Genomic DNA, 23,916 nt, shown 5'->3' on the forward strand with positions numbered 1-23,916 from the left:
GGTGAGCGCTGGTCAAGGTGCGCCCTCCCTCAGGTCCAGTCGCTCAGGTCTTCCTTGGCGCCCGGCTCGCTGATGCCGAGGTCCGCCGACATGCCGCCGCGGCCCTTGATCTTGAGCGACGTGGCGCGGAGCCCGCTGCGACGTAGGCCGGTCAGCTCGATCTGGCCGTGGAAGCTGGCGTTCTCGAACCGCTCGGCCGCCGCGTGCATGCGATCGGCAGCCGCCTGCATGTCCGCCCGGCCGCCGGTGCCGGCGCCGAGACTGCCCGCCGGCGCGTCCGGGATCTCCAGACCGCTGCGGGTGATTGACCGGATCGACCCGTCCGGCATCTTCATCGTGCCGTTGCCGAGGTCGAGGCCTTCCTTGCCGTCGAGACCCTTCACGAGCTTGGGCTCGCCGTCCTTCGCCATCGGAACAGGCTTCACCGTCCCAATGCCGTCTCGGAGGCCGACGCCGGCTCCCCTCCGGCCGTACCACGCGCCCCACCCTTCCTTGCGGGCGGTCCGGAGCGCGAAGTCGATCTGCTCCTTCCAGTACCGCGGGTCGCTCGCGTGGTGCCCGGTCTCCGCCGTGTATCGGTTCCCCAGGCCACCCGAGCGCCCGTAGTGCAGCTGGAACGGGCCGAAGCTGGTCGGCTTGCCGTTCTCGTAGTCGCCGGGCGTGAGCCGGTTCGGGTTCGAGCCGCGTAGGCCCTCGCTATTGGCGATCCGGAGCGCGATGTCCGGGTCGATCCCCTGCGACAGCGCCGAGGCCCGGATATGGGCCGCGAACTCAGGATCGATGTTGCGCATGTCGCGGGCCGAAAGCCCGCGACCACCGCCACCGCCACCGCCGCCGAAGCGCGGGATGCCGGCGCCAACGCCTCCGCCCGCCCCGCCGCCTGTGCTGGCGCGGCGCATCGCGCCGCCGAGGTCGATCCCTCTGCCGACACCGCCGCCGCCCGGGATGAAGCTCGCGCGCTGGATCAGACCGCCGCCCCCACCGCCTCCGCCGGCGCCAGGCACGAAGTTGATCGGGATGAAGATGCCTTGCCGGAACTGCTCGTTGAGCCGCTGGAACAGCGTCTTGCCCTCGGCCTCGACCTCGGGGGCCTTCTCCTTCACGCCCTCCGCGATGCCCTTACCGACCTTGATCCCGGCATCCTTCCCGACCTCGTCCGCCTTCTTGCCCAGCACCATGTCGGGCAAGTTTGGATCCAGGGCGCCGAGGAGCCCGCGGCCGATCCCGTCCTTCGTGAACTCCGGCATCTTCAGGGTGTCGTAGTGTTGAGCCAGCTCGGCCAGGCCGCCGATCGCCGTGATGCCCAGCGCCCCCTTCGCCAACCCGGCCAGCTTGCCGCCCTTCTTCGCCGCGTCGGGTATGGCGCCGGCCGCGGTCTTGGCGCCCTGGAGCACCGCAGCCTCGGTCAAGGCGGCTGCAGCAGCGTTCAGGGCAACCGCCGAGCCGTTCAGGGCTGCAGCTCCGCCCCCGAAGCCGAGAAGGTCGCGCCCGACACGGAACATGCCGAACGCGCCACGGGCGGCGATCGCGGCGCCGGCCAGCCCGCCGATGGCGGTGCCGGCTTGGATGACGTTGGGAGGCAGGTTCGTGACGGCGTCGACCGCGTTGCCGACCTTGTCGTAGAACATCGTCAACGGGCCGTCGTTGACCTGGCCCAGCTTCATCCAGAACGTCTCGACCGAACCGATCATGCGCTGGTAGGCGCCGTAGGTGCCGGCGTTGATGTCCTCGCCGATCTTCTGCGCCCGATCCTGCGGCGTGTTGCGGAACGTCTCGACATCCTTGTTGAGCGTCTTCAGATCGAGCGCCTGTGCTCGACCGCCGTGCTCCTGTCCGAACAGATACTTCGCCATGGCGGGCGTGATGCCCTTGGCGATCACGTCCCGCATCAGGCGCTCAATGTCGACGGCGCCCGCGGAAGCCGACAGGTACTCGTTGACCGATTTCGCGATCCGCTCGGCATCCTGAGCGTTGACCGCGCCCTTCTTCGTCCGTCTCGCCAGGGTCTCCTGGATGATCGCGGAGACCTTCGGAACGAACTCCTCCCGGTTGCCGACGATGTCCTCGTCTTCCATCAGCTCGCGGATGCGGGAGCGCTGGCTGTCGTTCAGCCCCTTGCCGAACTTCAGCCGCAGCGCCGATCCGAGGTTGTCCGCCGAGAGCGCGTTTCCGGGGGCGACGTAGTCGGAGTGGTTCAGGCCCGACCCCGCCAGCACACCGAGCCCCTTCGAGGTCGGGACCGCGAGCTTGGTCGCCGCCGCCCGGACGAAGTTGCCCGCCATGGAGCCTTCGTAGCCGATGCGCCGCAGCTGGGCGGCCATCGCGTCCGTGAACTCCTCCGAGAAGCCTCCCACCGAACTCGGCGCCGCGCCGAACTTAGTGTAGCCCATCAGGTCGTTGTGGTCGGCGCCGGAGCTCTTGGCGAACTGGACCAGGCGGTTGGTGGCGTGCTTGGCCGACGCTGCCGCCGCCTCCGGGTTCGACATATTCATGCGCAGACCGAGCATCCGGCCGAGCACCGCGGACGAGGCCTCGTCCATGGTCGTGCCCATGGCCAGCGCGTAGTCCTTCGCGTTCTCGGTGATCGCGACGAGGACCTTCGGATCCTTCAGGTGGTCGGGCAGGCTCGACCCGATGCGGGTCTGGGCCTTCACCACGTCCGGGTTACTGAACCGGGTGTCCTGACCGATCTTCAGCGCCTGGGTGTTGAGGGTGGACTGTTTCGCCTGGTCGATCCCGAGGACGGCCCTCTGCCGACGGCTCGCCTCGTCCATCTCGATCCAGCCGTCGCGAGACCGAACGTAGGCGCCGCGCAGACCGGCGCCCGTCGCCGTGGCAACGACGCCGGCGGCGACATCCTGGGCCTGCCGGCGCTGAGCCCGGGCCGTAGCGGCCCGCGCGCCGGCTTCCTCGGCGGCGACCTGCCGGCGGAAAGCGGCGGCGGCCTGATCGGTGCTCCGCGCCAGGCTGCGCTGCTGCTGCTCGACCCGGGACAGGTCGACGCCGTACCGGGAGGCCGCGCTCTCGGCCGCTCGGAGCGCCGCCGTCTCGGCGCTGAAGGCTGCCGTCAGGGCCTTGCTGTCGTTGACGGCCGCTCGATGCGCATCGCCGAGGCGCCGGACCTCGGCGGCCAGCCGCGCGGCCTGCTCCGCCTGCTCGCTGCCTTTGATGAACGTCTGGGCCTTGCCGTACTCGGCCGCCGCCTTCTTCGCCACGTCGTACTCGCGGGCCAGCCGCGTCGCCTGCGCGCCGACCCGCTGCATCCCCTGCACCGTCGCCTCGAGCGGCTTGCGGGCATCCATCACGGCCGCGGCCGCCCTGGCCGCCTTCGCTTGTTGCTCCCAGGCCCGGCTCAGCTTGGCCGTCTCGGCCGTGTACTTCGTGACGTCGAGGCCCTGCTGGATCGCCTTGGCGACCTTGGCCATCTCGGCTTCGACCCGCGATTCCGCAGTGATGAGGAGCTTGGCCTCGATGGTCTTGGACGCCATGGCGGGTCCTCCTCAGTGCGTTCCGGGGGCAGTCGGGATCGAGGCGCCGATCTCGGCGTTGGCTGCCTCCATGGCGACGGTCGCAGCGGCCAGCGCCTGTGTCTGGCCGTTCACCGCCGCTTCGAGCTTGGCGAAAGCCTCGCGCGCCGCGTCGGTGTCGATCTCGCCGAGCTGCCGGAACACCGTGCTCAGGATCTGCTGCGACGAATTCGGCTCGGGCTGGGCCGCGAGCACGGCAGCCGCTCGGGCCAGGGCCACGCCGACCTCGGAGCGCAGCGCGTAGGTGGCGGGCACCTGGATGTTGCCGGCCGCATCGATCGAGAACACGGCGCGGTCGCCGGCCAACACGACCACAGCCAGGGTATCCCATGTCGGAGCGGGCGCGGCCGCCTGGGTGTCTTCGCTCAATTCCGTGTCCCTCCGTTGTGGCAGACCGGGATCGTCCCGCTCCACCGGATGAGCGCGAGCTGCATGGCTCTCTGCTACTTGAAGATCAGGACGCCACCGTCCGAGCCCTTGGTGCCGGCGAAGGATCCGCCGCCACCGGCGCCGCCGACGCCAGGAGAGGTCGAGGTCACCTGCGTCGCACCCTGCGCGAACAGCGAAGCCGAGTTCCCCGGCGAGGCCCCTCCGGACCCGGAGACCCAGATGGTCGAGGCCGACCCGAACGGCAGGCCGCCGGGATCGCCGTTGTCGTTCTGGTCGCCGTTACTGGCGATGCCGCCACTCGCAGTCGCGGAAACCGGCGGGGGAGCTGAACTCGTCCCAGCGGGGCCGCCGGTACCGCCCGTGCAGGCGCAGAGCGTCGAGCCGGGCCCGTAGGTCGCCCCATCGGTGCCGATCACGGACCCGCTCTGCACGACGATGCTCGACGTGCCGCCGGTGCCGCCCGCAGTCGAAACGCCTCCCGGGGCTCCACCGCCGCCGATCGTTACGGTCAGAACCGTGGCGACCGTGGCCGTGCCGCCCTTGGTCGTGCGGGCACCGCCCCCGCCGCCGCCGCCTGCAGTCCCGCCGCCTCCACCACCGCCACCACCCGGGCCGTAGAGGTAGTCGACGCTGAAGGTCGTGCCGGCCGGTAGAGGCAGCGAGTAGACGCCGGCCGTCTTCTGCCGCCACGGTGTGCGACCCGGGATCTTGAGCGTGTTGTTGACCGACTTCGCACCGGCCTGGATCGCCTTCCAGAGCTGTAGAAGATCTGCGTTCGAAGGCGTCTGGCCCGAGGCCGCGATCGCATTGACGATCTCGCGCTGCGGGTACTCAAGCGCCTTCGGCGGGACCTTCGAGCCCTGGGTCGACGCGGTCTTGCCGACAAACGGCGCGTTCGGGTCGGTCGAGCCGGACGGTGCGTTGTAGTCCATGTTATGCTCCTCAGCTTGATTAAAGCGCCGCGTTCTTTGAGGCTCTATTCGAGTTCAGTCTCATCAACGGTTCCGACGTCTTCTTCTCCGCCAATATCGGCGTCGTTCTGCTTCTTCGGTTCGGGGCACTGGGTCATTGCATTGTCTCCATATTGGTCTGGACCGGGATCGCTCCGACCCACGAGGCCACCTCATCGACCGTGCGGAGCGCCGGCGCCTGCCGGAGGAACAGCCTGGCGGCGTCGGGCGAGAGATCGAGGCGCAGCAGCAAGGCGAAGGCGATCAGCCGGCGCTCCTCGGCCGCGGCCTCGGGTGCATCCATGATCGCCGCGGTGCGGGTGTCCCTGCGAAGGCGATCGGCCTCCGCGCGTTCCGCGGCATCGAGGTCATTGAGTTCGACAAGGGTCATCGCTTCGCCCGGAATGCAGCGGCAAAGGCCAGATTGGACTCGTGGATCGAGGGGCCGGCCTCATGAGCCGCGACCTGCTCCGCGTCGTAGGCATCAATTGCTTGCGTCAGGCTGTCGAAAGCGAGCTGCGCGTGGTCTGGCATCGTCCGGGCGCGCCAGTCGGCAAGAAGCTCACGCCGGTCAGCTACAGCCACGGCGCGATCAGCGTCGCTTCGGACCTGTCGGAAAGCCGTGAACTTGGCAGCAAGTGGTGGATGTTGCGGCTCGAGGCGCGCCGGCGGGGGCTCAGGCGGCGCAGGTCCCGGTCGTGCTGCGACCTGGGCATCGTAGTCGTCGATGTCCGCTGCGATGGCGTCGAACCTCGCCTGTTCCTCAGCGGGCATGGTGCGAGTGCGCCAGTCCGCGACCATGGCCTGCAATGCGTCGACGGCTTCGGTCCGATCTGCCTGAGTGCGGACGATCATGCGCCGGCCCCGCCTGTCGGGGTGATGCCCCGGGCCTTCAGCGCCCGCTCCATCGACGCCCGGGAAGCGGAGATGCCGGCGTTGCCGCGGTCGGCCGGGACGTGCGACGAGATCGAGGTCTTCTCTTCCTCGGCCACGATGCGCTCGAACAGCTCGGTTCGTATCTCCGACACGCCGTAGCCTTCGGCGAGCATGTTGGTGCCGAGGTCGGCGGGGATGCTCGGCTCCTTCTGTCGCGCGAGGGTCGACATCTGCCTGACCGTGGCGACGGCGCTGACGCGGGCCTTCACCTCATCCAGCGACAGCCCTTCCCCTAGAAAGCCAGCTGCGAGATGCGGCACGCCGCAGGCGGTGCAGTGCTCGGCGATCTGGGCGGCTTCGCTGCGGCTGATGTCGGCCATGAGCCTCACGTTCTTCTGCGAGAGAGATGGGGTGGCGCCCGCGGTATCCCGCCCCACCACGAACGGCAGCGCGGGCGCCTCACCAGACGGTCGGAGGGGCCGCCCGGTGATCTCGGGTCAGGCGGCCTGCTGCTGCTCGGCGAGCCAGGCCTCCCGGCGGCGCTTCGTCTCCGCGGCGCGCCACTCCTCAAGGTTGAAGCCGAGGGGCTGGACCTCCAGGGCACTGCGCGGCTGCCCGGAACGCGCCTGGGCCGCCCGCATGACGTTCGACCAGTTCGGCGGCTCGGTGCGGTGGGCCATGCCCTGCGCGATCGCCTCCTCGGCGATGGGGACCGGCAGATGCTGCTGGCGGACCAAAACGAGCTCGGGGAGGTAGTCGGTCTTCCGGACGTAGGAGAACTCGTCGGTCACGTAGACCTGGATCTCGTCCCGGTCCGGCTCGAAGTTCGGCTCGGGACGGTTGTAATGCGCCAGGATCGGTGGAGCTTCGCCGCCGCGCACGAGAGCGGCTCGGGTGCGCATGGGATCGGTGAGGAGCGCCTTGGCCGGCTCCTCACCATCCGTAGCCTCAATCGTGCGGGCGCTCACGTAGCCGAACCGGAGCTGCCGCCCGGCCTCGGAGATCTCGATCCGCGGCATGGCGGTCGCGATCATGTGCCCCACGAGATAGGCTGCTACCTGCTCCGGCGGCTCATTGTCCCGCAGGCCGTGCATGTCCCGCTTGGAGAAGAGCGGCGCGGCCACCGGGGTGATGGCGGCGGTGAAGGCCTCGCTGGCCTTGGCCAAGACCTCGACGGCTCGGCGGACCTTCTCGGCGGCGGCGTCGATGGCGGCGCTGTCTCGCTCCAGCTCGGCTGCGACGGCCTCGACCCGGGCGGCGGTGCGCTCCGCCTCAATCCGCTCCTCGGTGGCGAGGATGCGCCGGTCCAGTTCGGCCAGGGCATCGGTGATGCCGAAGGCCGTCCCTTCGATCTCGCGGCAGGCGCGCTCGGCCTCGGCGGCCTCGGCGGCAGAGGCGCCCTCGATGAGGGCCCTGCGGCGCGCGGCGAGGGCAGCCTCTACCTCGACCGCGACGGCGGACTGGCGAGCCTTCAGGTTCTCGCGGGTGAGGGTGAGGCCGGCGAGCTGTGCCTCCGGCGTCTGCTCCGATTTGGCGGTGGCGGGCGAGGTGCGAGGCATGGGATCTCCGATCAGAAGGCGCGGGACGGCCCGCGGCGGGTGGCGACGCGCTTGAGGTCCGGCAGGCGATCGAACTTGGCACCGTCGAGCATCAGCCGGGCCTGCACGGCCCCGCGGACGTAATCGGCGCCGGTCAGGCCGCGGGCTGCGGCGACGGTGCGCACGGCCTCGGCGAGTTGGGCCGGGACGGCGACGGTGAGGCGGTCAGGGAAGGTGATCGCGTCGAACATGCCGGCAGTGTCCCCCGGGCGCGCGGCCTGCGGGAGTGGACAAAACCGGACAACGGACAGGGCAAACCGGACATCGGCCGCGAGGCGCGAGCTTCCTTGCAACCCGTGGCGGAGCCGCAATTCGTGTGTTCACGATTGGAGCAGATCCGTGCAGCGAGACTGGGGCGCTGACTGGGGGTGCCGCGTTCACCGTTCACGGCTGACGAGTTACCCGTTACCCCCCTCGGTGAAGAGCGGGGTAACGATTAAGTCGTTGATTTCTCTAGGAACCGCGCCGTTACCCATTCACGGTTCACAGGAGTTACCGGGTTTTCGACCCCTGGCGCTAGGAAGGGGCCGCGCTCCTACAGCCCGTCTTCCCGCCGAACCGGCAGGGTCCCTCGAAGTTGCCAAAATATCACACATTGGAAGGGTGCTGCGGCGCAGCGTGACGATGCCTGCAACCTCACGTATGGCGCGCTTGCAGCTGACAACTGCCCCGACTTCCAGTGACTGCCCAGGACCAGCAGATGCATCCTCTGTTCTCGCCGCAATCCAAGCTCGTCGGCTGGATAACCCCTGATCAGTTCATCTGGAATCTTCGGATGCAACCGGTCGCCTTCATCTCCGGCGGTCATGCGTGGTCTATGAGTTCTACAAGTTGGCTCGGACCGGTTTCGCAACTGTCTTGCCTCGATCGAAGCGGACGACCTGCTGCTTGGAGCACCGCCGGCAAGCCAATCGGTACGATGGCTCCTATGAGACCGATGACCGCGATGCGGCCGATGACGCCTATGACCCCAATGACTCCCATGACCCCAATGACTCCCATGACCCCAATGACACCGATGGGCGGCTGGTCATCCCTCACGTTTGATCAATGGCTGGCCGGCTAACCGCCGGGTAGCTGACCTGGACGTGCTGCCTGTTGGTTGCGGCCAGCGCCTCGAGCTCAGTATCCCGCGCGGTTGACCTATAGATTAAGCACTGAATCGGCCGGCACGTGCCATCGGCCAGCGATCTTGCGACCGAGACCACGCTGAGCCCGCTTGAGCCCCGTGTCCTTCGATACTCCCCAGACCTGGCAAGCCACGGCCAAGGGCACCAGCTCGGCCGAGGCGCGCTCGCTAGCGCCAAGCACGGCGCGGAGGGCTTCAGCTGCCTGTTCGGCAGCTTTTAGCGCAGCGACGCAAGCGGCGCGTTCGTTGGGGGTCATGCTCGCCCCCGATATTGCCTCAGCCGCGCGTCGCGCTCCGCACGCTCACGAGCATCGCGCTCGTACCGGCGAGCCTCCTCGGCGTTGTAGTTGGGCTCGAACTCAGCGAAGCGCCTGCGGAAGGCCTTGTCGGCCTCGGCGAGCCACGCCCAGTACAGATCCTCGGGCTCGCGGTCGGGATGACGCGCCAGGGATAAGCGCTCGAGCTCCACGATCGCATCCTGTCGGCGACCCAGGCCCGAGCGCTTGTGATAGGTCCAAGCGAGGCGCCGGCCGACCTGGGCACCGCGGGCAGCTTCGATCCGCAGCCTCAAGGCCGCTGGATCCGCCACGGCCTCGGCCTTCATCCGATGAAACCGGGCCCTCCATTCCTCGGGGGTCTCTTCGCCGGCATCTGTCTGGCGGAACATCAGATCCGGGTTCAGGTCGAGGTCGTACCACCACTCTGCGGATGAGCCCTTGGCGTACTCAGCCGTGATCAGCGGCTCGTCCGGGCAAGGCGAGTAGGCCGCGACCTCCTGCAGATCCGGATCGCCACCGGTGTGGTGCAGCGTCAGGTGCACCGCCTCCAGCCGCTCGCAGTACTGATGGTGCCCGGCGTGCACGCCCTCTGCATAGGCGCGCTTCTCACGGCAGCGCTCCACTACCTCTGCGATCGATGGCCGGAACTTCGAGGTGCGCCGCAGCTCGCTGCACGCGGCTGCAATCGTGGCGTTCGCAAAACCCATGTCCCCGAGGTCGAACACGAGCGTCTCGAAAAACACGCGCGGGTTGCTCAGCTTATCCGTTTGAAAGCAGTCCATCAGCTGAGCCACCAGCATCGAGATCACGTCCGGGTGCGGCGGCCCCGAAAATGCGGCTCTGACGGCCGTGGCCGCCTTTTCGGCAGCGGAGGTGCTCAGAAGGTGCCCTCGCTGCCACAGAGCCCGATCTCGCCAACGCTGGGCCTGTCCAGCCACCAGGGCATGGGGCTTCGGCAAGTCCGGCAGGTTGCGGGCGCGGTCCTGAGCGGCAGCGTAGTTCGCCACCTGCCGGTTCGCCGCGATCAGGTCATCCAGCGTCGGCAGCGCCGCGGCGCTGCGATCGGAGAGTGGGTTTCGCCCCGGGGACAGGTGCGTAACCTCGGTCATGAACGCGACCTCCCTTGGGTTTGCCGTGCGTAGTCCATGAAGGAGAAGGAGCCCGTCCGCTGATTGCTGCCTTGGGCGGCCGGGGCGCGGGCCGGCGCGGGCTCGTTGAGCCAGTCCCCATCCCCGAGCCAATTGGACGGGTTGCGGTGGTACTTGGGATCCTCGCCGGCGCGCTCCGCCGTATAGCGCTGCGCCGCGCTGATCAGCTGGCTCTCGGAGGCTCGTCCCGTGGCCACCAAATGCTCGAAGATCTTCTCAGCCTTCAGCCGGCCAGAGCGCTTCGGGTAAGCCTGCCAGAAGGCCTCGAACCCGGGGCCGCCAGGCCCCCGGGTGGGGACTCTCTCCCCCCGTCCCGGAGGGACGGTGGGTTCGGGTGCAATGGGGTGCACCCTTTCGGCCCTAAACGGTGCACTGTGGTGCACCTTTTCACCCCCAAACGGTGCACTGGATTGCACCGTTTCGTCGGTAAGGGGTGCACTGGGGTGCACCCTTTCTCCGCTCAAGGGTCCGCTTTCCGTACCGTTTCCGGCACGGTCGAAGCAGAGCTCGAACATGTTGGGCCGGTGCCTTCCGCCCCGCCGTTCGACCTTCAACCAGCCCGCCTTCTCAAGCTCCTCGACGGCCAGGATGGTCATCCGGCGCTTTGAGCCTACAGCTTGGCTAATGGTCTCGAAGGCCGGATCACACCGGAGCGTCTTCCGGTTGAGGAAGCGAATCGCCAGCACGGTCGCGACGAACCTCGCCGTGGGCGTCAGCGTGCTGTCCGCGATCACGGCCAGCACGAAGGCCTCCTTCTCGGCGAGGCTGACAGTCACGCGTGGCCCTCCCGCAGGAATGCCCTGGCGGCGCTGCGGCCAGCGAGCACGCTGACCACAAGACCCTGGCTGTCCAGGACCGCGATCAAGGCGTTGGCGGGGGATCGGGGATGTGCTACTTCGGAATGGTCAATCTGGCGAGATAGACATTCCGAGGGACGTGAGCGCTGGCCGGCGCTCCGTCCCTCAGCTTTTTTGCGGGTCATGGCTCTAGGCAGCCTCCCTCTTCGTGGCCTGCCGGATCTCGAAGGCCTGCAGCTCGGCCACCCGCCAGTAGCGGCGTCCATTGATCCGGAGCGGCTGGGGAAAGCCGAGCTTCGCGTCTTTCTCCCAGCGCCAGAGCGTCTGATCGCTGACGCCGTACCGAGCCCGCGTCTGGACGGCCGGCAGGAGGTCTTCGCTAGCGTTTGGGTCATGAAGAGGCATTGCGTTGCTCCTTGTTAGGGCACGCTCAAGATGATCAGAATTTTCGAGTGTCGCTATTTGTCGATTGTCGAAGTTTGTCGGAGTTTCAGTTCCGAAACTCCGACAAGACCAGCTCCCGCGCCCGACGGCAGGTGTCCCGAGAGGCGTTGAATTTGTGTTCCATGTCCTTCTCGCGCATCGCCTCCAGATGCGCGCGGTCGACTTTTCTCATCGCCGATACGACGGCATCCAGCTTCTTCGGCTGCGGACCACGCTTCCGTGTCGTAGCCGGCCCGGCAGTGGGCGTCGGCACAGGCTCGGAATCGTCAGAATTCGCATGCACATTCGGCGGCACATGCCTTTCTATGTCAGGCACGAATATCCGGATCTTGTCGTACAGATGAGGATTATGGAACCATATACCCCGGTCTACATACTCACTCTTAGTTTCGATCATCAAATACATTTTTGAATTGAAGCTGGATCGACGAAAACGCCCTTGCTTCGACCACCACTTTAGCGGAACAGGGGCCTCATATTTTCTCATATGTTCGCCCGTTACCTCGTGCACATCCGTGCATTCAGCTATCGATCGAACAAGGCCCTCTCTCAACAGCCGAGGCAGCTCCTCCCAGGCCAAGACCTTCGACCCAATACTGTCCGCGACCATCTGCAGAGCCACGTGGAAGGGCACCCAGAGATCAGGCATTTTCCTCGCCCGAGATCGCGGCCACATGCGCTGCCCAAGCCTCCAGCGCGGCGCGGCGCTCTGGGCCATAGGAATGCCTGTTGTAGATCTTCGCCACCCCGGTGATCGTCCCGGAGCGATGGTTGAGCACCGCCTCGACGACGTGCGGTTCGACGCCGAGGCGCGCCATACCCGTGGCAGCGGTCCTGCGCAGATCGTGCAGCCGCCAAGGCTCGATCTGCACGGCCTCCGAATCCGCGCCTGCCTTCTCCGCATCCTCTCGAGCCAGCGCCAGCATCTTGGCGTCGAGCCGGGCCTTGGCCTTAGCGTAGCCGGAAACACCGCTGTTGCCGGTCGTGCTGATCAGGTACCCGGCTTTCCCCGCGACCCTCGGAAGCGATCCCAGGATGGCCTGAGCGGTCCCGCTAAGCGGCACATCATGGGCCTGCCCGTTCTTCGCCCGCTCGGCAGGTATCGTCCACAGGGTCCCACCTTCGCGCAGCTCGACGCGCCGCATCTTGGCGACTTCGTCCCGGCGCTGCGCAGTCAACAGCAGGAGCTGCGCGAACGGCCCGAATGGCCATCCGATCGCGGTGCACGCGCGCCAAAGCAGATGCAGCTCGTCGTCGCTCAGAACACGATCCCGGCTCGTCTCGGCGGCCGGGGCCTTGATCCGCACGCACGGGTTCGCGTCGATGACCCCGCGATCGGTCGCCCAGTTGAACAGCTTGGACAGCGCCGCGAGCGTGCGGTTCGCCGCGACCGGGGTGCCGGCGTCCACGATCCCGTCGAGGAGCTCGATCACGTCGCGGCGACCGAGCTCCTGGATCTTCCGGCCGTCCCAGACCGGCAGCACCTTGGTCCGCAGGATACGAATCGTCTCCTCTGCGGTGCGAGGGCGATTCCTTGGTGTTACGTGTCGCTCAATGAAGCTCTCGATCACGGACCCGATCAGATCGCGCGTCGGCGAGGGAACCACCACCTTGCGCTCTGCGACCGGATCCTGACCGAGGGAGACGGCGTGCAGGGCCGCTCTTCCATCGGCGCGCGCCCGCGCGAGATCGAGACCGGGATAGGCGCCCAGCGTCAGCTTCCTCGTTCGGCCATCGTGCCGATATCGAACCGCCCAGCTCTTCGCACCGGACGGCTGGATGATGAAATACAGCCCCGGCAGCGTCGCGTCCGGGATCTCCAAGCGACGCGCAGCGTCGGGCTTCAAGCGATCGATGGCCTGCACGGTGAGGACTCGCGCTGCCACTCTGGTGATCCTTCAGGGTAACCAGGGGTAACAGAAACCGGGCGTTATGCCCTGTTACCCCGTGTTATTAACGAAGCATCACAATGGCAGTTTTTGCTAGGTCTGGCAAAGCCGTTGACCGTCCGCGAACCACCTGAAAGTTAGGGCTTGTTCTGCTCCCTAACCAGATTGTGGATCTGGGGGTCCCCCGTTCGAGCCGGGGCGGTGGTACCATTCATTCAGCTCGACAGCGCAAGGGGTTGGCGGATCGCCGGCCCCTTTTGCTTGGGGGGATGCGTCCGGCGCCTCCCGGATCCGCCGTTCTCGCCGGACGAGCGTCTCGGGACGACCGAACAGCTTGGGCGATCCCAGCGGTCTCAGGCGTGGTTGGGCGCGGCGTGCGGGAGATCGTCCACCGTTCACCGCGGATGGCCTAGCGCGACGGCGGATGCGGGGCGAGCCGGCCCGGGATGGACGCCATGGTGCAGCGGCAGCAGCCCGGCCTCGCATCACCCTTGAGGCGCCCCAGGCCGTCGGGAGAGTGGGGGCGCGCCCCGCCCTCCGGCCGGCAGCGGTGGCGACCACAGCCCGCGTCGGATATCGCACGTCCGATCGGCCTCGCGGGCACGCCTGCCGGATCGGACGGGTGCCGGGTCGCGCGGTCGCCGGCCTCGGTGAGCGGACGGCCGATGGTCCGGCATGCCCAATCCGGCAGGCAGGCAGCCGCAGCACCACATGAGCGGACCGGACGTCCGACCGAACCCGTTCCGGCGTGCGCGCCCCATGCGAGATCCGAACCGATGCCCCTGATCGATCCCGCTCGCTCGCTTCTCCTGATCATCGACGTTCAGGTCCGGCTGATGCCGGTGATCGCCGACGGAGCCGGAATCCTGGCCAATACGGGCCGCCTCGCCGCCGCCGCGCATCGCCTCGACGTCCCGATCCTGGTCACCGAGCAGAATGCCGGTGGCCTCGGCCCCACCGTGCCGGAACTGGCGCCCGAGCCCGGGACGGCCTTCCCCAAGATGAGCTTCAGTGCCACCCGGACGCCGGGCTTCCTCGAGCGGCTGCCCGCGGATCGGGACCTCGTGGTCACCGGCTGCGAGGCGCATATCTGCGTGCTGCAGACTGTTCTGGGGCTTCTCGAGGCCGGGCGCCGCGCCTGCGTGGTGTGCGATGCCGTGGGTTCGCGGCAGACGGAGAGCCGGGCGGCCGCGCTCACCCGGATGGCCGCCCACGGGGCCGAGATCGTCACCACCGAGATGGTGGTGTTCGAGTGGCTCGGCACGGCGCGCCACCCGCGGTTCCGCGAGATCATGACGCTCATCAAGTAGGCGCCGGCGCGGCTCCCGGCCCGCCGAGCCGGCATCCCCTTCGACGGTAAGCGGCCTAGGGACCGTCCAGGGCCGCACGGGTCTGCGCGTCGGGACCGATATCGTCGGCGCCGTTCATGCCCAGAACCTCGATCAGGCGCATCCGGGCGCGGCTGACCCGGCTCTTGATCGTGCCGACGGCGACGCCGCAGATCGCCGCGGCCTCCTCGTAGGTGAAGCTCTGAGCGCCGACCAGGACCAGCGCCTCGCGCTGAGCCGGCGGCAGACGGTTCAGCGCGCTCTGGAACTGCGCCATCTCCATCCGGATCTCCTGCTCCGGGAGGGCGCTGAGCCGCCCGGCATGCACGCCGTCGGCATCCTCAACCTCGCGCTTGCGCTTGCGCTGCTCGGAGTAGAACAGGTTCCGCAGGATCGTGAACAGCCACGCGGTCAGGTTGGTCCCGCGGCGGAAGCTGGCGGCGTTGATCCACGCGCGCACCAGCGTGTCCTGCACGAGATCGTCCGAGCGGTCGAGGTCGTAGGTCAGCGAGAACGCGAAGGCCCGCAGGGCCGGGATCGCGCCCAGAAGGAGGTCGCGCATCTCGGCATCGGCCCCGACGGGCGCCGGACCGGATCCGCTCCCCGCGGGGGCGGCTTGCAGCATCAGGGTCATTGCGAGGCCTCCGTGTCGGAGCAGGCGGCGAGGTCGTCGAGCAGCGTCCGGAGCCGGTCCGGAATCGGCAGCGCCAGCACCCCGGCGTAGTGCAGGCGCAGGCCGCGCCCGATCCGGTCCCGCGCCGCGCCGTCGATCAAACGACCGGGCGCACCGGCCCGCCGCGCCGGGCGCGGCCCGACCGCGGCGCATCCCTCGGTCGCATCCGGCGCTCCGGCGGAGCCCGCCCTCGCCCGATCGTCCTCGTTCCCTGACATGGTCGCGCCCCCTGCCGTGCCCGATGCGGCCCCGGAGGCCCGGCCTCCGCCGGACCGGTCTCGGCGCGGCGGAGACGCATCTCATCGCTGTCCGGCAGGGCTGGTAGGCGCGACGGATTTAATCGGCTCTGAACTGCGCATTCATCTAATTTTAATTATCAAATGGCCCAGCTTGGGCCGAATTTTCAGGATATATACTCAGTTACAATTCAGAAATACTTGTTTTCAGCTTGGCTGTACCGAGGATGCGCGGAGGCACCTGAACGGACGCTGACCGCGCTCCGGGCCGCCTGTCCGACCGGGCGCGGTCTCGCTCCTCCCGAAGCCGAACGGGCCGCGACCAGACCCGTCCTGGCGCGCCCCCGCGCGCGGGTCCGTCGACGGAAGACCCGGTCCCGGGATTCTTCCAGGGGGAGGCGATTCGAAGGGGCGATGTCCCGACCGCTGCGTGAGGAGAGCGGTCGCCGCGCTCCGGGAGCAGGCCCAACCCACTCTGATCGTGCGGAAAACGTCTGGTGCCGGTGGAGAGGATCGAACTCCCGACCTTCGGTTTACAAAACCGCTGCACTACCGCTGTGCTACACCGGCTCGCGAGACGCTTGCTACCAGCCGCCGTGCCGCCGCTCAACCCGAGGGGCGCGAAGAATTGCGGCGGCCCGCCTCATTGGCCCGAGCGGCGGATCAGGCGCTTGAAGCGCTGGTCCGCGGTATCGAGGCGGTCGGCGATGCCGCGGCGGATGCACTTCCCGACGGAATCGCCGGCGTAGAAGCCGACCGTCTGGTCCTGGTATCGGCAGGCCTGGATCGGCGGCCAGGCCACCACCCCCGCGACGACCAGGAGCACGACCAGGCTGTCGACGACGAGCCAGCCCTTCCAGCCGAGCCGGAGGCGGCGCCCCCGTTCGGGTGCCCGGCTCCCGCGGGGGGGACGGTTCGCCGCTTCGGGGCCGACCCGTGCCATGCGGGCGCGGAACTTCGCCTCCTCGAGGGCATCGGACGCACCTTCGGACGCGGCGGGAAGAAGCGGGCGGCTGGACATGGCGGACTCACGGGGAGCGGAGCAGAGCGCGGCGGCACGACACGCCGAAGGTTCAGTTGATGAGCCGCTTCAGGAGGGCGAGGTTGTCCTGGATCGAGAGGACGTTGCCGAGCATCTCGTTGCGGGCGCAGGCACCGGCCCCGACGAGGCCGAGCCAGCCCGCCGCCGGACGGCCGCTGCAATCGGCGAAGCTGCCATACAGGAACAGCGCCGCCGGCACCGCAAGGACGGAGATCTTGATCAGCGAAGACAGCCGCCCGAAAAAGCCCTTGCGTGCCCGCTGCGGCTCGTCCCGATCCGCCCGCCAGGTCGCATCGTCCGGCTCCCAGGCATAGCGGTCCGCTTGATAGGCTGCCGCGTCGATGTCCCGGTCCCGGCGATACATGGCGAGGGCGCACTCGGTCTGATCCAGTCGGGAGCAGACTGGCACGCCTTCGTGAAGCTCAACCTAAGGGAAATGTTTAAGTTCGTCTGAACGGGTGGACTGTCCCGCCGAGCCGGTCGCCTCAGGCCGCCAGCGCCCGCTTCACCGTGGCGCGCAGATCCGCCAGGGAGAAGGGCTTGGTCAGGACATCAGTGACGATGGCATCGAGCCCCCGCGCGCGCTCGCGCTGATCGGCGAAGCCGGTCATCAGCAGGATGGTCAGGTCGGGGAAATCGCGCTTGGCCGCCAGGGCCAGCGCGATGCCGTCCATGAGCGGCATGCGGATATCGGTGAGCATCAGATCGAAGCCGCCGTCGGCCTCGTTAAGGCGATCGAGCCCGTCACTGCCATCGCTGGCCGTGACGACCGCATGGCCGTCGATCTCCAGCCCCCGCTTGAGGAAGCCCCGGACGGTCTCTTCGTCATCCACCAGGAGGATGCGCGCCATGTGGTCCCGTGATCGTCCCCGAAGCCCGCGAGCGCCCCGTCGCGATGATGCGGACGCCCAAACGTCGACAGACACAGGCGAATTTGCCGCCTGTCAAGACGTCGCACGTCGAATCGTCAATCCTGCCGTGCAGCGCGGCGAAAATGCCGCGCCGCGGCGTCTCGGTCAGGCATCGAACAGATCCGGGCCGCCATCCCCGTAATCGACCACGCCCACGAAGGGCAACTGCCGAAAGGCGTGCGCGGCATCCATGCCGTAGCCGACGACGAAGACATCGGGGCAGACGAAGCCGACGAAATCCGCGTCGATCGTCACGGCGCGCTTGCCGGGCTTCTCCAGCAGCACCGCGGTGAGGACGCGCCGGGCGCCGCGGGCCATCAGCAGGTCCTTGGCGAAGACGACGGTGCGGCCCGATTCCAGGATATCGTCCACGAGCAGCACATCCCGCCCGCGCACCTCGCTCTGCACGTCGCGCAGGATCTCGACCTGACCGCTGGACACGGTCCCCGTACGGTAGCTCGACAGGTGCACGAACTCGACCTGCGGCGCGAGGCCGACCCGGTGGAGCGACCGGAGCAGGTCGGCCGCGAACATGAAGCTTCCCTTGAGCACGGCCACGACGAGGAGGTCCTCGGGCCCGGCAGCCAAAATCTCCTGGGCGAGTTCATCGTTGCGCCTGGCGATGGCCGCCTCGTCGAACAGGGTCCGGACGCGCCGTTCAGGGGTGCTCATCACTCGTATCCCGAAGCCCGTTCGCGGGACGGGATCCGCCACCGCACTGGAGAGGGTCTTAGCGTCCCGGGCGCCGTCGGGAAACTCCGGATCCGAAACGACGGCGGGCCGACATCAAGTCGCGCCCGCAGGACCCGCCGACGCCGGGAGCGTCAGGCCTCGGTTCCCTGCCGGAACGGGCGGAGCAGGCGGGTGAGCCGGCGCCGGCGCGGCGCGGCCGCGCCGGCATGCCGCTCGGCCGTCACGTCCGGCAAGGGCTCCGGTCGGGGCTCCGGTCCGGACTCCAGCCCGGACTCCAGCCCGGACTCCAGGTCCATCCCCTCCGGCGCCTCCGCGGGCTCGACATGCCGCACCTGTTCCAGGACGTCCGCCACGATGCGGGGAATGGGGCGCTCGTGCTCCTCCAGCAGCAGCGACGCGGTCCAGAGGCGGCTGGCATTCGCCAGCGGCAGCGTTCCCTGGGTCAGGCGCTCCATCAGCATCCGATCGGCCAGCGACGCCGCCAGCGCGCTCACGATCTCGAGTTGATCCTGCTGTGTCGTGCTGTTCATGGCAGTCTTCACGCTCAGACGATATTCAATTCATGCGGTCGAGAGCGTAGGCGGACAAATTTGGCAATTCTATAACCCACACCAGAACCGGGGAATGCCCGCGAACAAAACCGGAGGACAACGAAACGACACGCCTTCCGGTCCCCTGCAGGAGCTGGTGCGATGGGCGGTGCTGGCCTGAGCCGGCCTTGAGGCAGGTCAAGGCCGGGATCCGGATCGCGCCCCATCCTGGCGGTCCCGAACCCGGACCGGCACCCCGCCGACGAACCTGCCGATCCAGCCGCCGACCTAGCCGCCGATACACCTCATGCCTGCCCTGACCGACCTCATCTACGTGGTGGACGACGACGCGGCCGTCCTCCACTCCACCCGCTTCCTCCTGGAAAGCGAGGGCCTCCGGGTCGAGACCTTCGCGGACGGACCGGAACTGCTGGCCGCCTTCCCGGGGCCGAGCCCGGCCTTCGTCCTCCTCGACCACGTCCTGCCGGGGCTCGACGGCCTGGAAGTCTGCGCCAGGCTCCACGACCTCGATGCCCGCGTGCCCGTGGTCCTGATCACCGGACACCCCGACCCCGCCATCCGCGCCCGGGCCCGCGCCGCCGGGATCCCGCTGGTCGACAAGCCCCTCGCCTTCGACGCGCTCCTCGGGCTCCTCGCCCCGGACGCCGCCCGAGACACCGCCCGAGAGGCCGCCCCGGCGCCACGCCCCGCGCCCCTCCCCCAGCCGGCCTGACCACACCCGGCGGAAACCAGACCGGCCAGAGCGAAATACGGCGCGCATCGGGCCGGCGCGCGAACACCCGGCGGAGGGCGGAACGGGTCGGCTGACCGACCTGCGGCCCGTCCTGCCACCCCCATCATGCCGCCCCCGTCCTGCCCCCACCGCAGCAGAAGCCATCGAGACGGGCGCGCTCGGAATGGCGCGGCGGTCCGGCCCCTCAGGCCGCCTTGGACACCCCCTCGGCGGAGGCCGCCTCGACGACCTCGTGCGACAGCGTGCGCGCCTCCGCTTGGTAGTCGGCCATGCTTCTGGTCAGGAACGCCGTCTGAAGCTCGAACGCATCCTTGAGCGAGCCGCATCGGGTGAGCGCCGCCAGATGGTCCGCCTGGGCCTGGAGACGGCAGCCCGTGAAGCGCACCGTCTCCGTGGCGATGCGCAGCGGCAGATCGACGGCAAAGGCGCGCCAGGCGCCGAAGCCTGTACCCAGGCCGGCCTTGATGGACTCCATCGGGTCGGTGGACGACGGTGCCTGAAGAGGCGTCACGGTCTCAGAAGCCATCGGGATCTCCTGTCTCGACATCCGGGCCACGAATGAAGTTCCGGTACGATCCGCATTGATTCAGATCAATATCTCAAATCCAATACAAATATTCGCTCAGATATTATTGAGAAAAACCCGACCGGACAGGTCGGACGCCGCCGGACGCGCCGCCCCGCGACCCGATCCAAGGCTCGGCGCCAGTTCCGGATCTCTCGGGCATCGCAGGCCGCGGCCCGTCCGCGCCCGGGACTCGGCCCTCGCTCCCCCGCTCCGGTCGCGAAGGGAGAAGCCGACGCGACGCGTCGAGAGCCGGACCGAGCCCGCGATGCCCAACGGATTCACCGTCGTCCGCAGCCCCGTCCCGGTCGGAGCGCCGGCATCGCGGGGGCCGGAACCTGGCGTGGTCCCGCCCCACGGGCCTGAGCCCGGCCCGGTTCGACGGGGACGGTTTGATCCAACGCAAGGCCCGCGAGCCAGGCGGGCCCTAGCTCGGCGGCGCGGACGGAGGCACCCTCGACATGGCCACGGCGGCGGTAGGCTCAACCGGAACAGGATGGTCGGCCGCCGAGTGGGGGACGCGGGTGCGAAGGTGGCTGGCCGTCCTGCCGCTGGCGGGCCTCAGCGCGGGCCTCCTGGCGCAGGCGCTCGGGCGTCCGGATTTCGCGACGGCGGCCTGGGCGTTCGCAACCCTGGCGGTCCTGGCCGTCCTCCTGACGCAGGTCGTGACGAGCTTGGCGCGCGGCGATGTCGGGCTGGACCTCGTTGCCCTTCTCTCGATGGGCGGCGCCCTCCTCCTGGGTCAGACGCTGGCCGGTGCCGTCATCGCCCTGATGTACGCGGGCGGCCAGTCGCTGGAGGCCTATGCCACGGGCCGGGCCGGGGCGGCGATGACGGCGCTGATCGCGCGCCAGCCGCGCACCGCCCTGCGCGAGGAGGGCGGTGTGTTGCAGGAGGTCGCCCTCGCGGCGCTGGTCCCGGGGGACCGGATCCTGGTCCGTGTCGGTGACGTCGTGCCGGTGGACGGGTGGGTCGCGGCGGGCCGGGCGGTGCTCGACCGGTCGAGCCTGACCGGCGAGGCGCTTCCGGTCACCCTCAAGGCGAACGAGCCCGTGCTCAGCGGCACGGTGAATGCCGGCACGCCGTTCACCCTCTTGGCGGAGCGACCCGCGGCCGAGAGCACCTATGCCGGGATCGTCCGCCTGGTCGAGGCCGCCCGGGCCCAGAAGGCGCCGATGGCGCGGTTGGCGGACCGCTACGGGCTCGGATTCCTCGCCCTCACGCTGGCTTTGGCCGGCGGCGCCTGGGCCGCCACGGGCGACCCGATCCGGGCCCTGGCGGTGCTGGTCGTCGCCACGCCGTGCCCGCTGATCCTGGCGGTGCCCGTCGCCCTCGTCTCGGGACTGTCGCGCGCGGCCGGCATCGGCGTGCTGATCAAGGGCGGCGGCGCGCTGGAGATGCTCGCCCAGGTGCGGGTCCTGGTGATCGACAAGACCGGCACCCTGACCCGCGGCTCCGCCCGGCTCGCCGCCCTGCGAACCCTCGGCGCGCACGGGGAGGCCGAGGTCCTGCGCCTCGCGGCGTCCGTCGATCAGGCCTCGGGCCACCCGGTGGCGCGGGCCCTCGTCGAGGAGGCCCGGGGGCGCGGCCTGATCCTTCCGCAGCCCTCGATGGTCGCGGAATCCCCCGGCGAGGGGGCGAGCGGCCGGGTGGAGGGGCGGCTCGTCATCGTCGGAGGCGCGCGCCTGATGCGCCGGCACGGCATCGTCTTCCCGCCGGCGGCCGGCCCCCGACAGGCCGCGGCGGCGGCATCGACGGTCCTGGTCGCCGTCGACGGCACGCCGGCCGCGGTCCTGGACTTCGCGGACCCGCTGCGGACGGATGGCGGCCGGGCGCTCATGGACCTTCGCGCCTGCGGGATCACGCGCGTGGTGCTCGCGACCGGCGACCGGCGCGGCGTCGCCGAGGCGCTCGTCGCCGGGCTGCCCGTGGACGCCATCGTGGCCGACCTCGATCCGGCGGCCAAGACCGGCACCGTGGCCGCCGAGCGTCGGAACGGCCCCGTGATGATGGTGGGCGACGGGGTCAACGACGCGCCCGCGCTGGCGGCGGCCGATCTCGGCGTGGCCCTCGGCGCCCGGGGCGCGGCGGCGGCCGCCGAGGCGGCCGACGTCGTCCTGCTGGTGGACAGCCTGGCGCCGCTGCCGCAGGCGATCCACATCGCGAAGCGCGCCCGCGCCATCGCCCTCCAGAGCGTGTGGATCGGCCTCGGCCTGTCCCTCGCCGGCATGGTTGCGGCGGCGCTGGGCCATCTCTCGCCGCTTCAGGGGGCGCTCCTTCAGGAGGCCATCGACGTCGCGGTGATCCTCAACGCCATGCGCGTGCTCGGCGGCCCCCGGGACGGGCGCGAGCCGACGGCGGAGGCCGTGGGCCATCCCTGACGCCCGCCGGCAACCGGCGGGCTTGCGCTGGATCAAGGTGGCCCCTCGCGGCTCCAGCGAGGCTCCCCGCGTCGGCATCGACGCGGGCCGGAGCTGAGCCATGGACTACGCCAACATCCTCGTTTCCGCCGACCTCGGCGAAGCGGCGCTGGACCGGATGCGCCTCGCCGCCGGCCTCGCCCGGCGCTTCGCGGCGACGCTCACGGGCGCGGCGGCCCATCCGGTGCCGGCCCCCCTCCTGGTCCGCGATGTCTACGATGCCGTCGCGCAGGAGCAACGCAACACGGCACAGGTCCAAACCATCCTCGAACAGGCGCAGGCCCTGTTCCGGCGTGCCGAGACCGAGGGGATCGGCACGGACTGGCGCGCCGGCTTCGCGGACGCCGTCACGCACGTCATCGAGACGGCCCGCGCCGCGGACCTCGTGGTCCTGAGCCGGCGGGGACCGGGCGACGCGGATCCGGGACCGCTCGGCGTGCCGCCCGGGCCCGTCCTCATGGAGGCCGGCAGGCCGGTCCTGGTGGTGCCGCCGGGGCTCGCGAGCCTGACGGGGTCGCGCATCGTTATCGCGTGGCGGGACGGTCCCGCAGCGCGGCGGGCCGTGTCGGCGGCTTTGCCATTCCTGCGGGCGGCGGACCGGGTCCACGTGGCGACCGTCGGCGCCGACGCCCGGCCCGACGGTGCGGACGACGTGGCCGGCCACCTCGCGCGGCACGGCGCGCACGTCGCCGTCCATCACCTGCAAACGGAGGAGGATGCCGGCTCGGAGATCCTGCGGTTCGCCCTGCGGCAGGATGCGGATCTGATCGTCACGGGCGCCTACGGCCATTCCCGGTTGCGGGAATGGATGTTCGGCGGCGTCACGCGCGATCTCCTGGAACGCTCCCCACGCTGCTGCCTGATGAGCCACTGAGCCCGCGCTTCGTCGGGGCCGCCGTTCGCAGGCTGGACGAGCGCTTCCCGATCGCGGGCGTCGAACGGCACCATCCCGCGGCGCCCGCGTTCCGGTCCGATCCGTGCGACGAGGCCAGGCTCGCCGGCCCGGACGCGTCAGGGTCGCGCTGGGCGGCGGCAGGGAGGCAGAGCCATGGACAGTCGGCTTCTCTACGTCAGCCGGCGGACATCCTCCGAGGCCGACGTCCGGAACATCGTCGAGACGTCTCTGTCCCGGAACGCCCGGCTCCGGGTCACGGGAGCCCTCGTGGCGTCGCGCACCCGGTTCGCACAGATCCTGGAGGGGCCGCGTCCCGCGGTCGATGCCCTGATGGACAGCATCCGTCGCGACCCGCGCCATACGGAGGTGGCGGTGCTGCTGTACGACGACATCGACCGGCGGCGCTTCGCCGACTGGAGCCTCGCCTATTCCGGCGCCTCCGTTTACGTCGACAGGCTGATCGCAGCCCTGACCGCGCGTGCCCCGGCGCAGCCGGACCCGGCCGACCTGCGCCGCCTGATCCAGGCCATCGAGGAACTCGCGCGGGCCCGGCTCTGACACCCCCGCACGGGCCGGGGAGCCGACGGCGCCCGCGGGGCCATCATTCGACGAAGCCCCATCCGGCCTCGAGGGCGCGGCGCTCCTCCTCGGTCAACGGGTTGGCCCAATCGGGCGCGTTCGGCGCCCGCACCGGCGGCACTGCCTCGACGGGTTCGGGGCGCACCGGCGGCACCGCCTCCGCGGCTTCGGGGCGCGCCGGGGCGCCACGGGGCGGCGGCTCACGCTTGCGCGTCGGCCCGGTGGTCGTGCCGCTCCGGGCTGTTGGTCGCTTGCGCATCGCCG

General features: G+C 69.6%; 27 protein-coding genes and 1 tRNA gene. 5 read left to right on the forward strand and 23 right to left on the reverse strand.

The genetic code is table 11. The features are described 5' to 3' along the window. Positions 1–29 precede the first annotated feature (29 nt). The 13 genes from P9K36_RS23005 to P9K36_RS23065 form a co-directional block, all read right to left on the reverse strand. A complete protein-coding gene (locus tag P9K36_RS23005; protein ID WP_278306065.1) occupies positions 30–3,488 on the reverse strand; it encodes a phage tail tape measure protein in 3,459 nt (1,152 codons plus the stop codon). A 12-nt stretch (positions 3,489–3,500) separates the two neighbouring features. Continuing rightward, positions 3,501–3,896: a hypothetical protein gene (locus P9K36_RS23010; RefSeq protein ID WP_278306066.1), complete on the reverse strand. Its 396-nt coding sequence runs from the start codon at positions 3,894–3,896 to the stop codon at positions 3,501–3,503. A 74-nt stretch (positions 3,897–3,970) separates the two neighbouring features. Next, complete coding sequence (locus tag P9K36_RS23015; protein WP_278306067.1) at positions 3,971–4,849, reverse strand: hypothetical protein; 879 nt, start codon at positions 4,847–4,849, stop codon at positions 3,971–3,973. Between the two features lie 133 nt (positions 4,850–4,982). After that, positions 4,983–5,258, reverse strand: a complete 276-nt coding sequence (locus P9K36_RS23020) for a hypothetical protein (protein WP_278306068.1) — start codon at positions 5,256–5,258, stop codon at positions 4,983–4,985. Continuing rightward, positions 5,255–5,722: a hypothetical protein gene (locus P9K36_RS23025; RefSeq protein WP_278306069.1), complete on the reverse strand. Its 468-nt coding sequence runs from the start codon at positions 5,720–5,722 to the stop codon at positions 5,255–5,257. The genes P9K36_RS23020 and P9K36_RS23025 overlap by 4 nt, the downstream gene beginning before the upstream one ends. Beyond that, positions 5,719–6,123 carry a hypothetical protein gene (locus tag P9K36_RS23030; RefSeq protein WP_278306070.1) on the reverse strand — a complete coding sequence of 135 codons (405 nt, stop codon included), beginning with the start codon at positions 6,121–6,123 and terminating at the stop codon, positions 5,719–5,721. The genes P9K36_RS23025 and P9K36_RS23030 overlap by 4 nt, the downstream gene beginning before the upstream one ends. Positions 6,124–6,240: 117 nt before the next feature. Then, a complete protein-coding gene (locus tag P9K36_RS23035; RefSeq protein ID WP_278306071.1) occupies positions 6,241–7,302 on the reverse strand; it encodes a hypothetical protein in 1,062 nt (353 codons plus the stop codon). An 11-nt stretch (positions 7,303–7,313) separates the two neighbouring features. After that, positions 7,314–7,532 (reverse strand): hypothetical protein, encoded by a 219-nt coding sequence (locus P9K36_RS23040; protein WP_278306072.1) that lies wholly within the window; start codon positions 7,530–7,532, stop codon positions 7,314–7,316. Positions 7,533–8,723: 1,191 nt separating this feature from the next. Next, the gene (locus tag P9K36_RS23045) at positions 8,724–9,857 is read right to left on the reverse strand and encodes a hypothetical protein (RefSeq protein ID WP_278306073.1); all 1,134 of its coding nucleotides are present in this window, start codon (positions 9,855–9,857) and stop codon (positions 8,724–8,726) included. Then, positions 9,854–10,672, reverse strand: a complete 819-nt coding sequence (locus P9K36_RS23050; RefSeq protein ID WP_278306074.1) for a hypothetical protein — start codon at positions 10,670–10,672, stop codon at positions 9,854–9,856. Before P9K36_RS23050 ends, P9K36_RS23045 begins: the two co-directional genes overlap by 4 nt. Before the next feature lie 210 nt (positions 10,673–10,882). After that, the gene (locus P9K36_RS23055) at positions 10,883–11,098 is read right to left on the reverse strand and encodes a DNA-binding protein (protein ID WP_278306075.1); all 216 of its coding nucleotides are present in this window, start codon (positions 11,096–11,098) and stop codon (positions 10,883–10,885) included. 85 nt (positions 11,099–11,183) lie between these two features. After that, positions 11,184–11,786 (reverse strand): hypothetical protein, encoded by a 603-nt coding sequence (locus P9K36_RS23060; protein ID WP_278306076.1) that lies wholly within the window; start codon positions 11,784–11,786, stop codon positions 11,184–11,186. Continuing rightward, positions 11,779–13,002 carry a site-specific integrase gene (locus P9K36_RS23065; RefSeq protein WP_278306077.1) on the reverse strand — a complete coding sequence of 408 codons (1,224 nt, stop codon included), beginning with the start codon at positions 13,000–13,002 and terminating at the stop codon, positions 11,779–11,781. Before P9K36_RS23065 ends, P9K36_RS23060 begins: the two co-directional genes overlap by 8 nt. An 800-nt stretch (positions 13,003–13,802) precedes the next feature. Here P9K36_RS23065 and P9K36_RS23070 point away from each other — a divergent pair. Next, positions 13,803–14,336 carry an isochorismatase family protein gene (locus P9K36_RS23070; RefSeq protein ID WP_278306078.1) on the forward strand — a complete coding sequence of 178 codons (534 nt, stop codon included), beginning with the start codon at positions 13,803–13,805 and terminating at the stop codon, positions 14,334–14,336. A gap of 55 nt (positions 14,337–14,391) precedes the next feature. Here the strand turns inward: P9K36_RS23070 and P9K36_RS23075 are convergent, their stop codons facing one another. The 8 genes from P9K36_RS23075 to P9K36_RS23110 all read right to left on the reverse strand — a co-directional run bounded on the left by P9K36_RS23075 (position 14,392) and on the right by P9K36_RS23110 (position 18,439). Then, positions 14,392–14,988, reverse strand: coding sequence for a sigma-70 family RNA polymerase sigma factor (locus P9K36_RS23075; protein ID WP_051044938.1), 597 nt, complete (start codon positions 14,986–14,988; stop codon positions 14,392–14,394). Further along, positions 14,985–15,245 carry a NepR family anti-sigma factor gene (locus P9K36_RS23080; RefSeq protein ID WP_043388191.1) on the reverse strand — a complete coding sequence of 87 codons (261 nt, stop codon included), beginning with the start codon at positions 15,243–15,245 and terminating at the stop codon, positions 14,985–14,987. Before P9K36_RS23080 ends, P9K36_RS23075 begins: the two co-directional genes overlap by 4 nt. A 513-nt stretch (positions 15,246–15,758) precedes the next feature. Further along, positions 15,759–15,833: transfer RNA gene (locus tag P9K36_RS23085), tRNA-Thr, on the reverse strand. Between the two features lie 73 nt (positions 15,834–15,906). Further along, positions 15,907–16,284: a hypothetical protein gene (locus tag P9K36_RS23090; RefSeq protein ID WP_043354364.1), complete on the reverse strand. Its 378-nt coding sequence runs from the start codon at positions 16,282–16,284 to the stop codon at positions 15,907–15,909. Between the two features lie 52 nt (positions 16,285–16,336). Then, entirely contained in the window at positions 16,337–16,669 is a 333-nt protein-coding gene (locus P9K36_RS23095; RefSeq protein ID WP_043354363.1) for a hypothetical protein, read from the reverse strand. A gap of 121 nt (positions 16,670–16,790) precedes the next feature. Then, complete coding sequence (locus P9K36_RS23100; protein WP_043354361.1) at positions 16,791–17,156, reverse strand: response regulator; 366 nt, start codon at positions 17,154–17,156, stop codon at positions 16,791–16,793. Between the two features lie 165 nt (positions 17,157–17,321). After that, entirely contained in the window at positions 17,322–17,888 is a 567-nt protein-coding gene (hpt, locus tag P9K36_RS23105; RefSeq protein WP_043354359.1) for a hypoxanthine phosphoribosyltransferase, read from the reverse strand. Between the two features lie 152 nt (positions 17,889–18,040). Beyond that, complete coding sequence (locus tag P9K36_RS23110) at positions 18,041–18,439, reverse strand: hypothetical protein (RefSeq protein ID WP_043388189.1); 399 nt, start codon at positions 18,437–18,439, stop codon at positions 18,041–18,043. A gap of 307 nt (positions 18,440–18,746) precedes the next feature. Here P9K36_RS23110 and P9K36_RS23115 point away from each other — a divergent pair, with 307 nt between their 5' ends. Further along, positions 18,747–19,172, forward strand: coding sequence for a response regulator (locus P9K36_RS23115; protein ID WP_278306079.1), 426 nt, complete (start codon positions 18,747–18,749; stop codon positions 19,170–19,172). A gap of 205 nt (positions 19,173–19,377) precedes the next feature. On the opposite strand, the gene P9K36_RS23120 is transcribed toward P9K36_RS23115, so the two are convergent. Further along, the gene (locus P9K36_RS23120; protein WP_043354355.1) at positions 19,378–19,719 is read right to left on the reverse strand and encodes a phasin family protein; all 342 of its coding nucleotides are present in this window, start codon (positions 19,717–19,719) and stop codon (positions 19,378–19,380) included. Between the two features lie 500 nt (positions 19,720–20,219). Between P9K36_RS23120 and P9K36_RS23125 the strand changes: the two genes are divergently transcribed. The 3 genes from P9K36_RS23125 to P9K36_RS23135 all read left to right on the forward strand — a co-directional run bounded on the left by P9K36_RS23125 (position 20,220) and on the right by P9K36_RS23135 (position 23,631). Then, the gene (locus tag P9K36_RS23125; protein WP_043388207.1) at positions 20,220–22,139 is read left to right on the forward strand and encodes a heavy metal translocating P-type ATPase; all 1,920 of its coding nucleotides are present in this window, start codon (positions 20,220–20,222) and stop codon (positions 22,137–22,139) included. A 100-nt stretch (positions 22,140–22,239) separates the two neighbouring features. After that, positions 22,240–23,052, forward strand: a complete 813-nt coding sequence (locus P9K36_RS23130) for a universal stress protein (protein ID WP_043388206.1) — start codon at positions 22,240–22,242, stop codon at positions 23,050–23,052. Between the two features lie 174 nt (positions 23,053–23,226). After that, the gene (locus P9K36_RS23135; protein ID WP_043388204.1) at positions 23,227–23,631 is read left to right on the forward strand and encodes a BLUF domain-containing protein; all 405 of its coding nucleotides are present in this window, start codon (positions 23,227–23,229) and stop codon (positions 23,629–23,631) included. A gap of 43 nt (positions 23,632–23,674) precedes the next feature. On the opposite strand, the gene P9K36_RS23140 is transcribed toward P9K36_RS23135, so the two are convergent. After that, positions 23,675–23,911 (reverse strand): hypothetical protein, encoded by a 237-nt coding sequence (locus P9K36_RS23140; protein WP_043354346.1) that lies wholly within the window; start codon positions 23,909–23,911, stop codon positions 23,675–23,677. Positions 23,912–23,916: the final 5 nt, after the last annotated feature.

It is taken from the genome of Methylobacterium sp. 391_Methyba4 (assembly GCF_029691625.1).
In the GTDB taxonomy this organism is placed as follows: Bacteria; Pseudomonadota; Alphaproteobacteria; order Rhizobiales; family Beijerinckiaceae; genus Methylobacterium; species Methylobacterium fujisawaense.

What these genes read in the sequence shown, in the direction of transcription:
- P9K36_RS23005 (WP_278306065.1), bottom strand. Translation starts at nt 3,488, where the DNA reads ATGGCGTCCAAGACCATCGAGGCCAAGCTCCTCATCACTGCGGAATCG.
- P9K36_RS23015 (WP_278306067.1), bottom strand. Translation starts at nt 4,849, where the DNA reads ATGGACTACAACGCACCGTCCGGCTCGACCGACCCGAACGCGCCGTTT.
- P9K36_RS23020 (WP_278306068.1), bottom strand. Translation starts at nt 5,258, where the DNA reads ATGACCCTTGTCGAACTCAATGACCTCGATGCCGCGGAACGCGCGGAG.
- P9K36_RS23025 (WP_278306069.1), bottom strand. Translation starts at nt 5,722, where the DNA reads ATGATCGTCCGCACTCAGGCAGATCGGACCGAAGCCGTCGACGCATTG.
- P9K36_RS23030 (WP_278306070.1), bottom strand. Translation starts at nt 6,123, where the DNA reads ATGGCCGACATCAGCCGCAGCGAAGCCGCCCAGATCGCCGAGCACTGC.
- P9K36_RS23035 (WP_278306071.1), bottom strand. Translation starts at nt 7,302, where the DNA reads ATGCCTCGCACCTCGCCCGCCACCGCCAAATCGGAGCAGACGCCGGAG.
- P9K36_RS23040 (WP_278306072.1), bottom strand. Translation starts at nt 7,532, where the DNA reads ATGTTCGACGCGATCACCTTCCCTGACCGCCTCACCGTCGCCGTCCCG.
- P9K36_RS23045 (WP_278306073.1), bottom strand. Translation starts at nt 9,857, where the DNA reads ATGACCGAGGTTACGCACCTGTCCCCGGGGCGAAACCCACTCTCCGAT.
- P9K36_RS23055 (WP_278306075.1), bottom strand. Translation starts at nt 11,098, where the DNA reads ATGCCTCTTCATGACCCAAACGCTAGCGAAGACCTCCTGCCGGCCGTC.
- P9K36_RS23060 (WP_278306076.1), bottom strand. Translation starts at nt 11,786, where the DNA reads ATGCCTGATCTCTGGGTGCCCTTCCACGTGGCTCTGCAGATGGTCGCG.
- P9K36_RS23070 (WP_278306078.1), top strand. Translation starts at nt 13,803, where the DNA reads ATGCCCCTGATCGATCCCGCTCGCTCGCTTCTCCTGATCATCGACGTT.
- P9K36_RS23075 (WP_051044938.1), bottom strand. Translation starts at nt 14,988, where the DNA reads ATGACCCTGATGCTGCAAGCCGCCCCCGCGGGGAGCGGATCCGGTCCG.
- P9K36_RS23080 (WP_043388191.1), bottom strand. Translation starts at nt 15,245, where the DNA reads ATGTCAGGGAACGAGGACGATCGGGCGAGGGCGGGCTCCGCCGGAGCG.
- P9K36_RS23090 (WP_043354364.1), bottom strand. Translation starts at nt 16,284, where the DNA reads ATGTCCAGCCGCCCGCTTCTTCCCGCCGCGTCCGAAGGTGCGTCCGAT.
- P9K36_RS23095 (WP_043354363.1), bottom strand. Translation starts at nt 16,669, where the DNA reads ATGTATCGCCGGGACCGGGACATCGACGCGGCAGCCTATCAAGCGGAC.
- P9K36_RS23100 (WP_043354361.1), bottom strand. Translation starts at nt 17,156, where the DNA reads ATGGCGCGCATCCTCCTGGTGGATGACGAAGAGACCGTCCGGGGCTTC.
- hpt (WP_043354359.1), bottom strand. Translation starts at nt 17,888, where the DNA reads ATGAGCACCCCTGAACGGCGCGTCCGGACCCTGTTCGACGAGGCGGCC.
- P9K36_RS23110 (WP_043388189.1), bottom strand. Translation starts at nt 18,439, where the DNA reads ATGAACAGCACGACACAGCAGGATCAACTCGAGATCGTGAGCGCGCTG.
- P9K36_RS23115 (WP_278306079.1), top strand. Translation starts at nt 18,747, where the DNA reads ATGCCTGCCCTGACCGACCTCATCTACGTGGTGGACGACGACGCGGCC.
- P9K36_RS23120 (WP_043354355.1), bottom strand. Translation starts at nt 19,719, where the DNA reads ATGGCTTCTGAGACCGTGACGCCTCTTCAGGCACCGTCGTCCACCGAC.
- P9K36_RS23125 (WP_043388207.1), top strand. Translation starts at nt 20,220, where the DNA reads ATGGCCACGGCGGCGGTAGGCTCAACCGGAACAGGATGGTCGGCCGCC.
- P9K36_RS23130 (WP_043388206.1), top strand. Translation starts at nt 22,240, where the DNA reads ATGGACTACGCCAACATCCTCGTTTCCGCCGACCTCGGCGAAGCGGCG.
- P9K36_RS23135 (WP_043388204.1), top strand. Translation starts at nt 23,227, where the DNA reads ATGGACAGTCGGCTTCTCTACGTCAGCCGGCGGACATCCTCCGAGGCC.
- P9K36_RS23140 (WP_043354346.1), bottom strand. Translation starts at nt 23,911, where the DNA reads ATGCGCAAGCGACCAACAGCCCGGAGCGGCACGACCACCGGGCCGACG.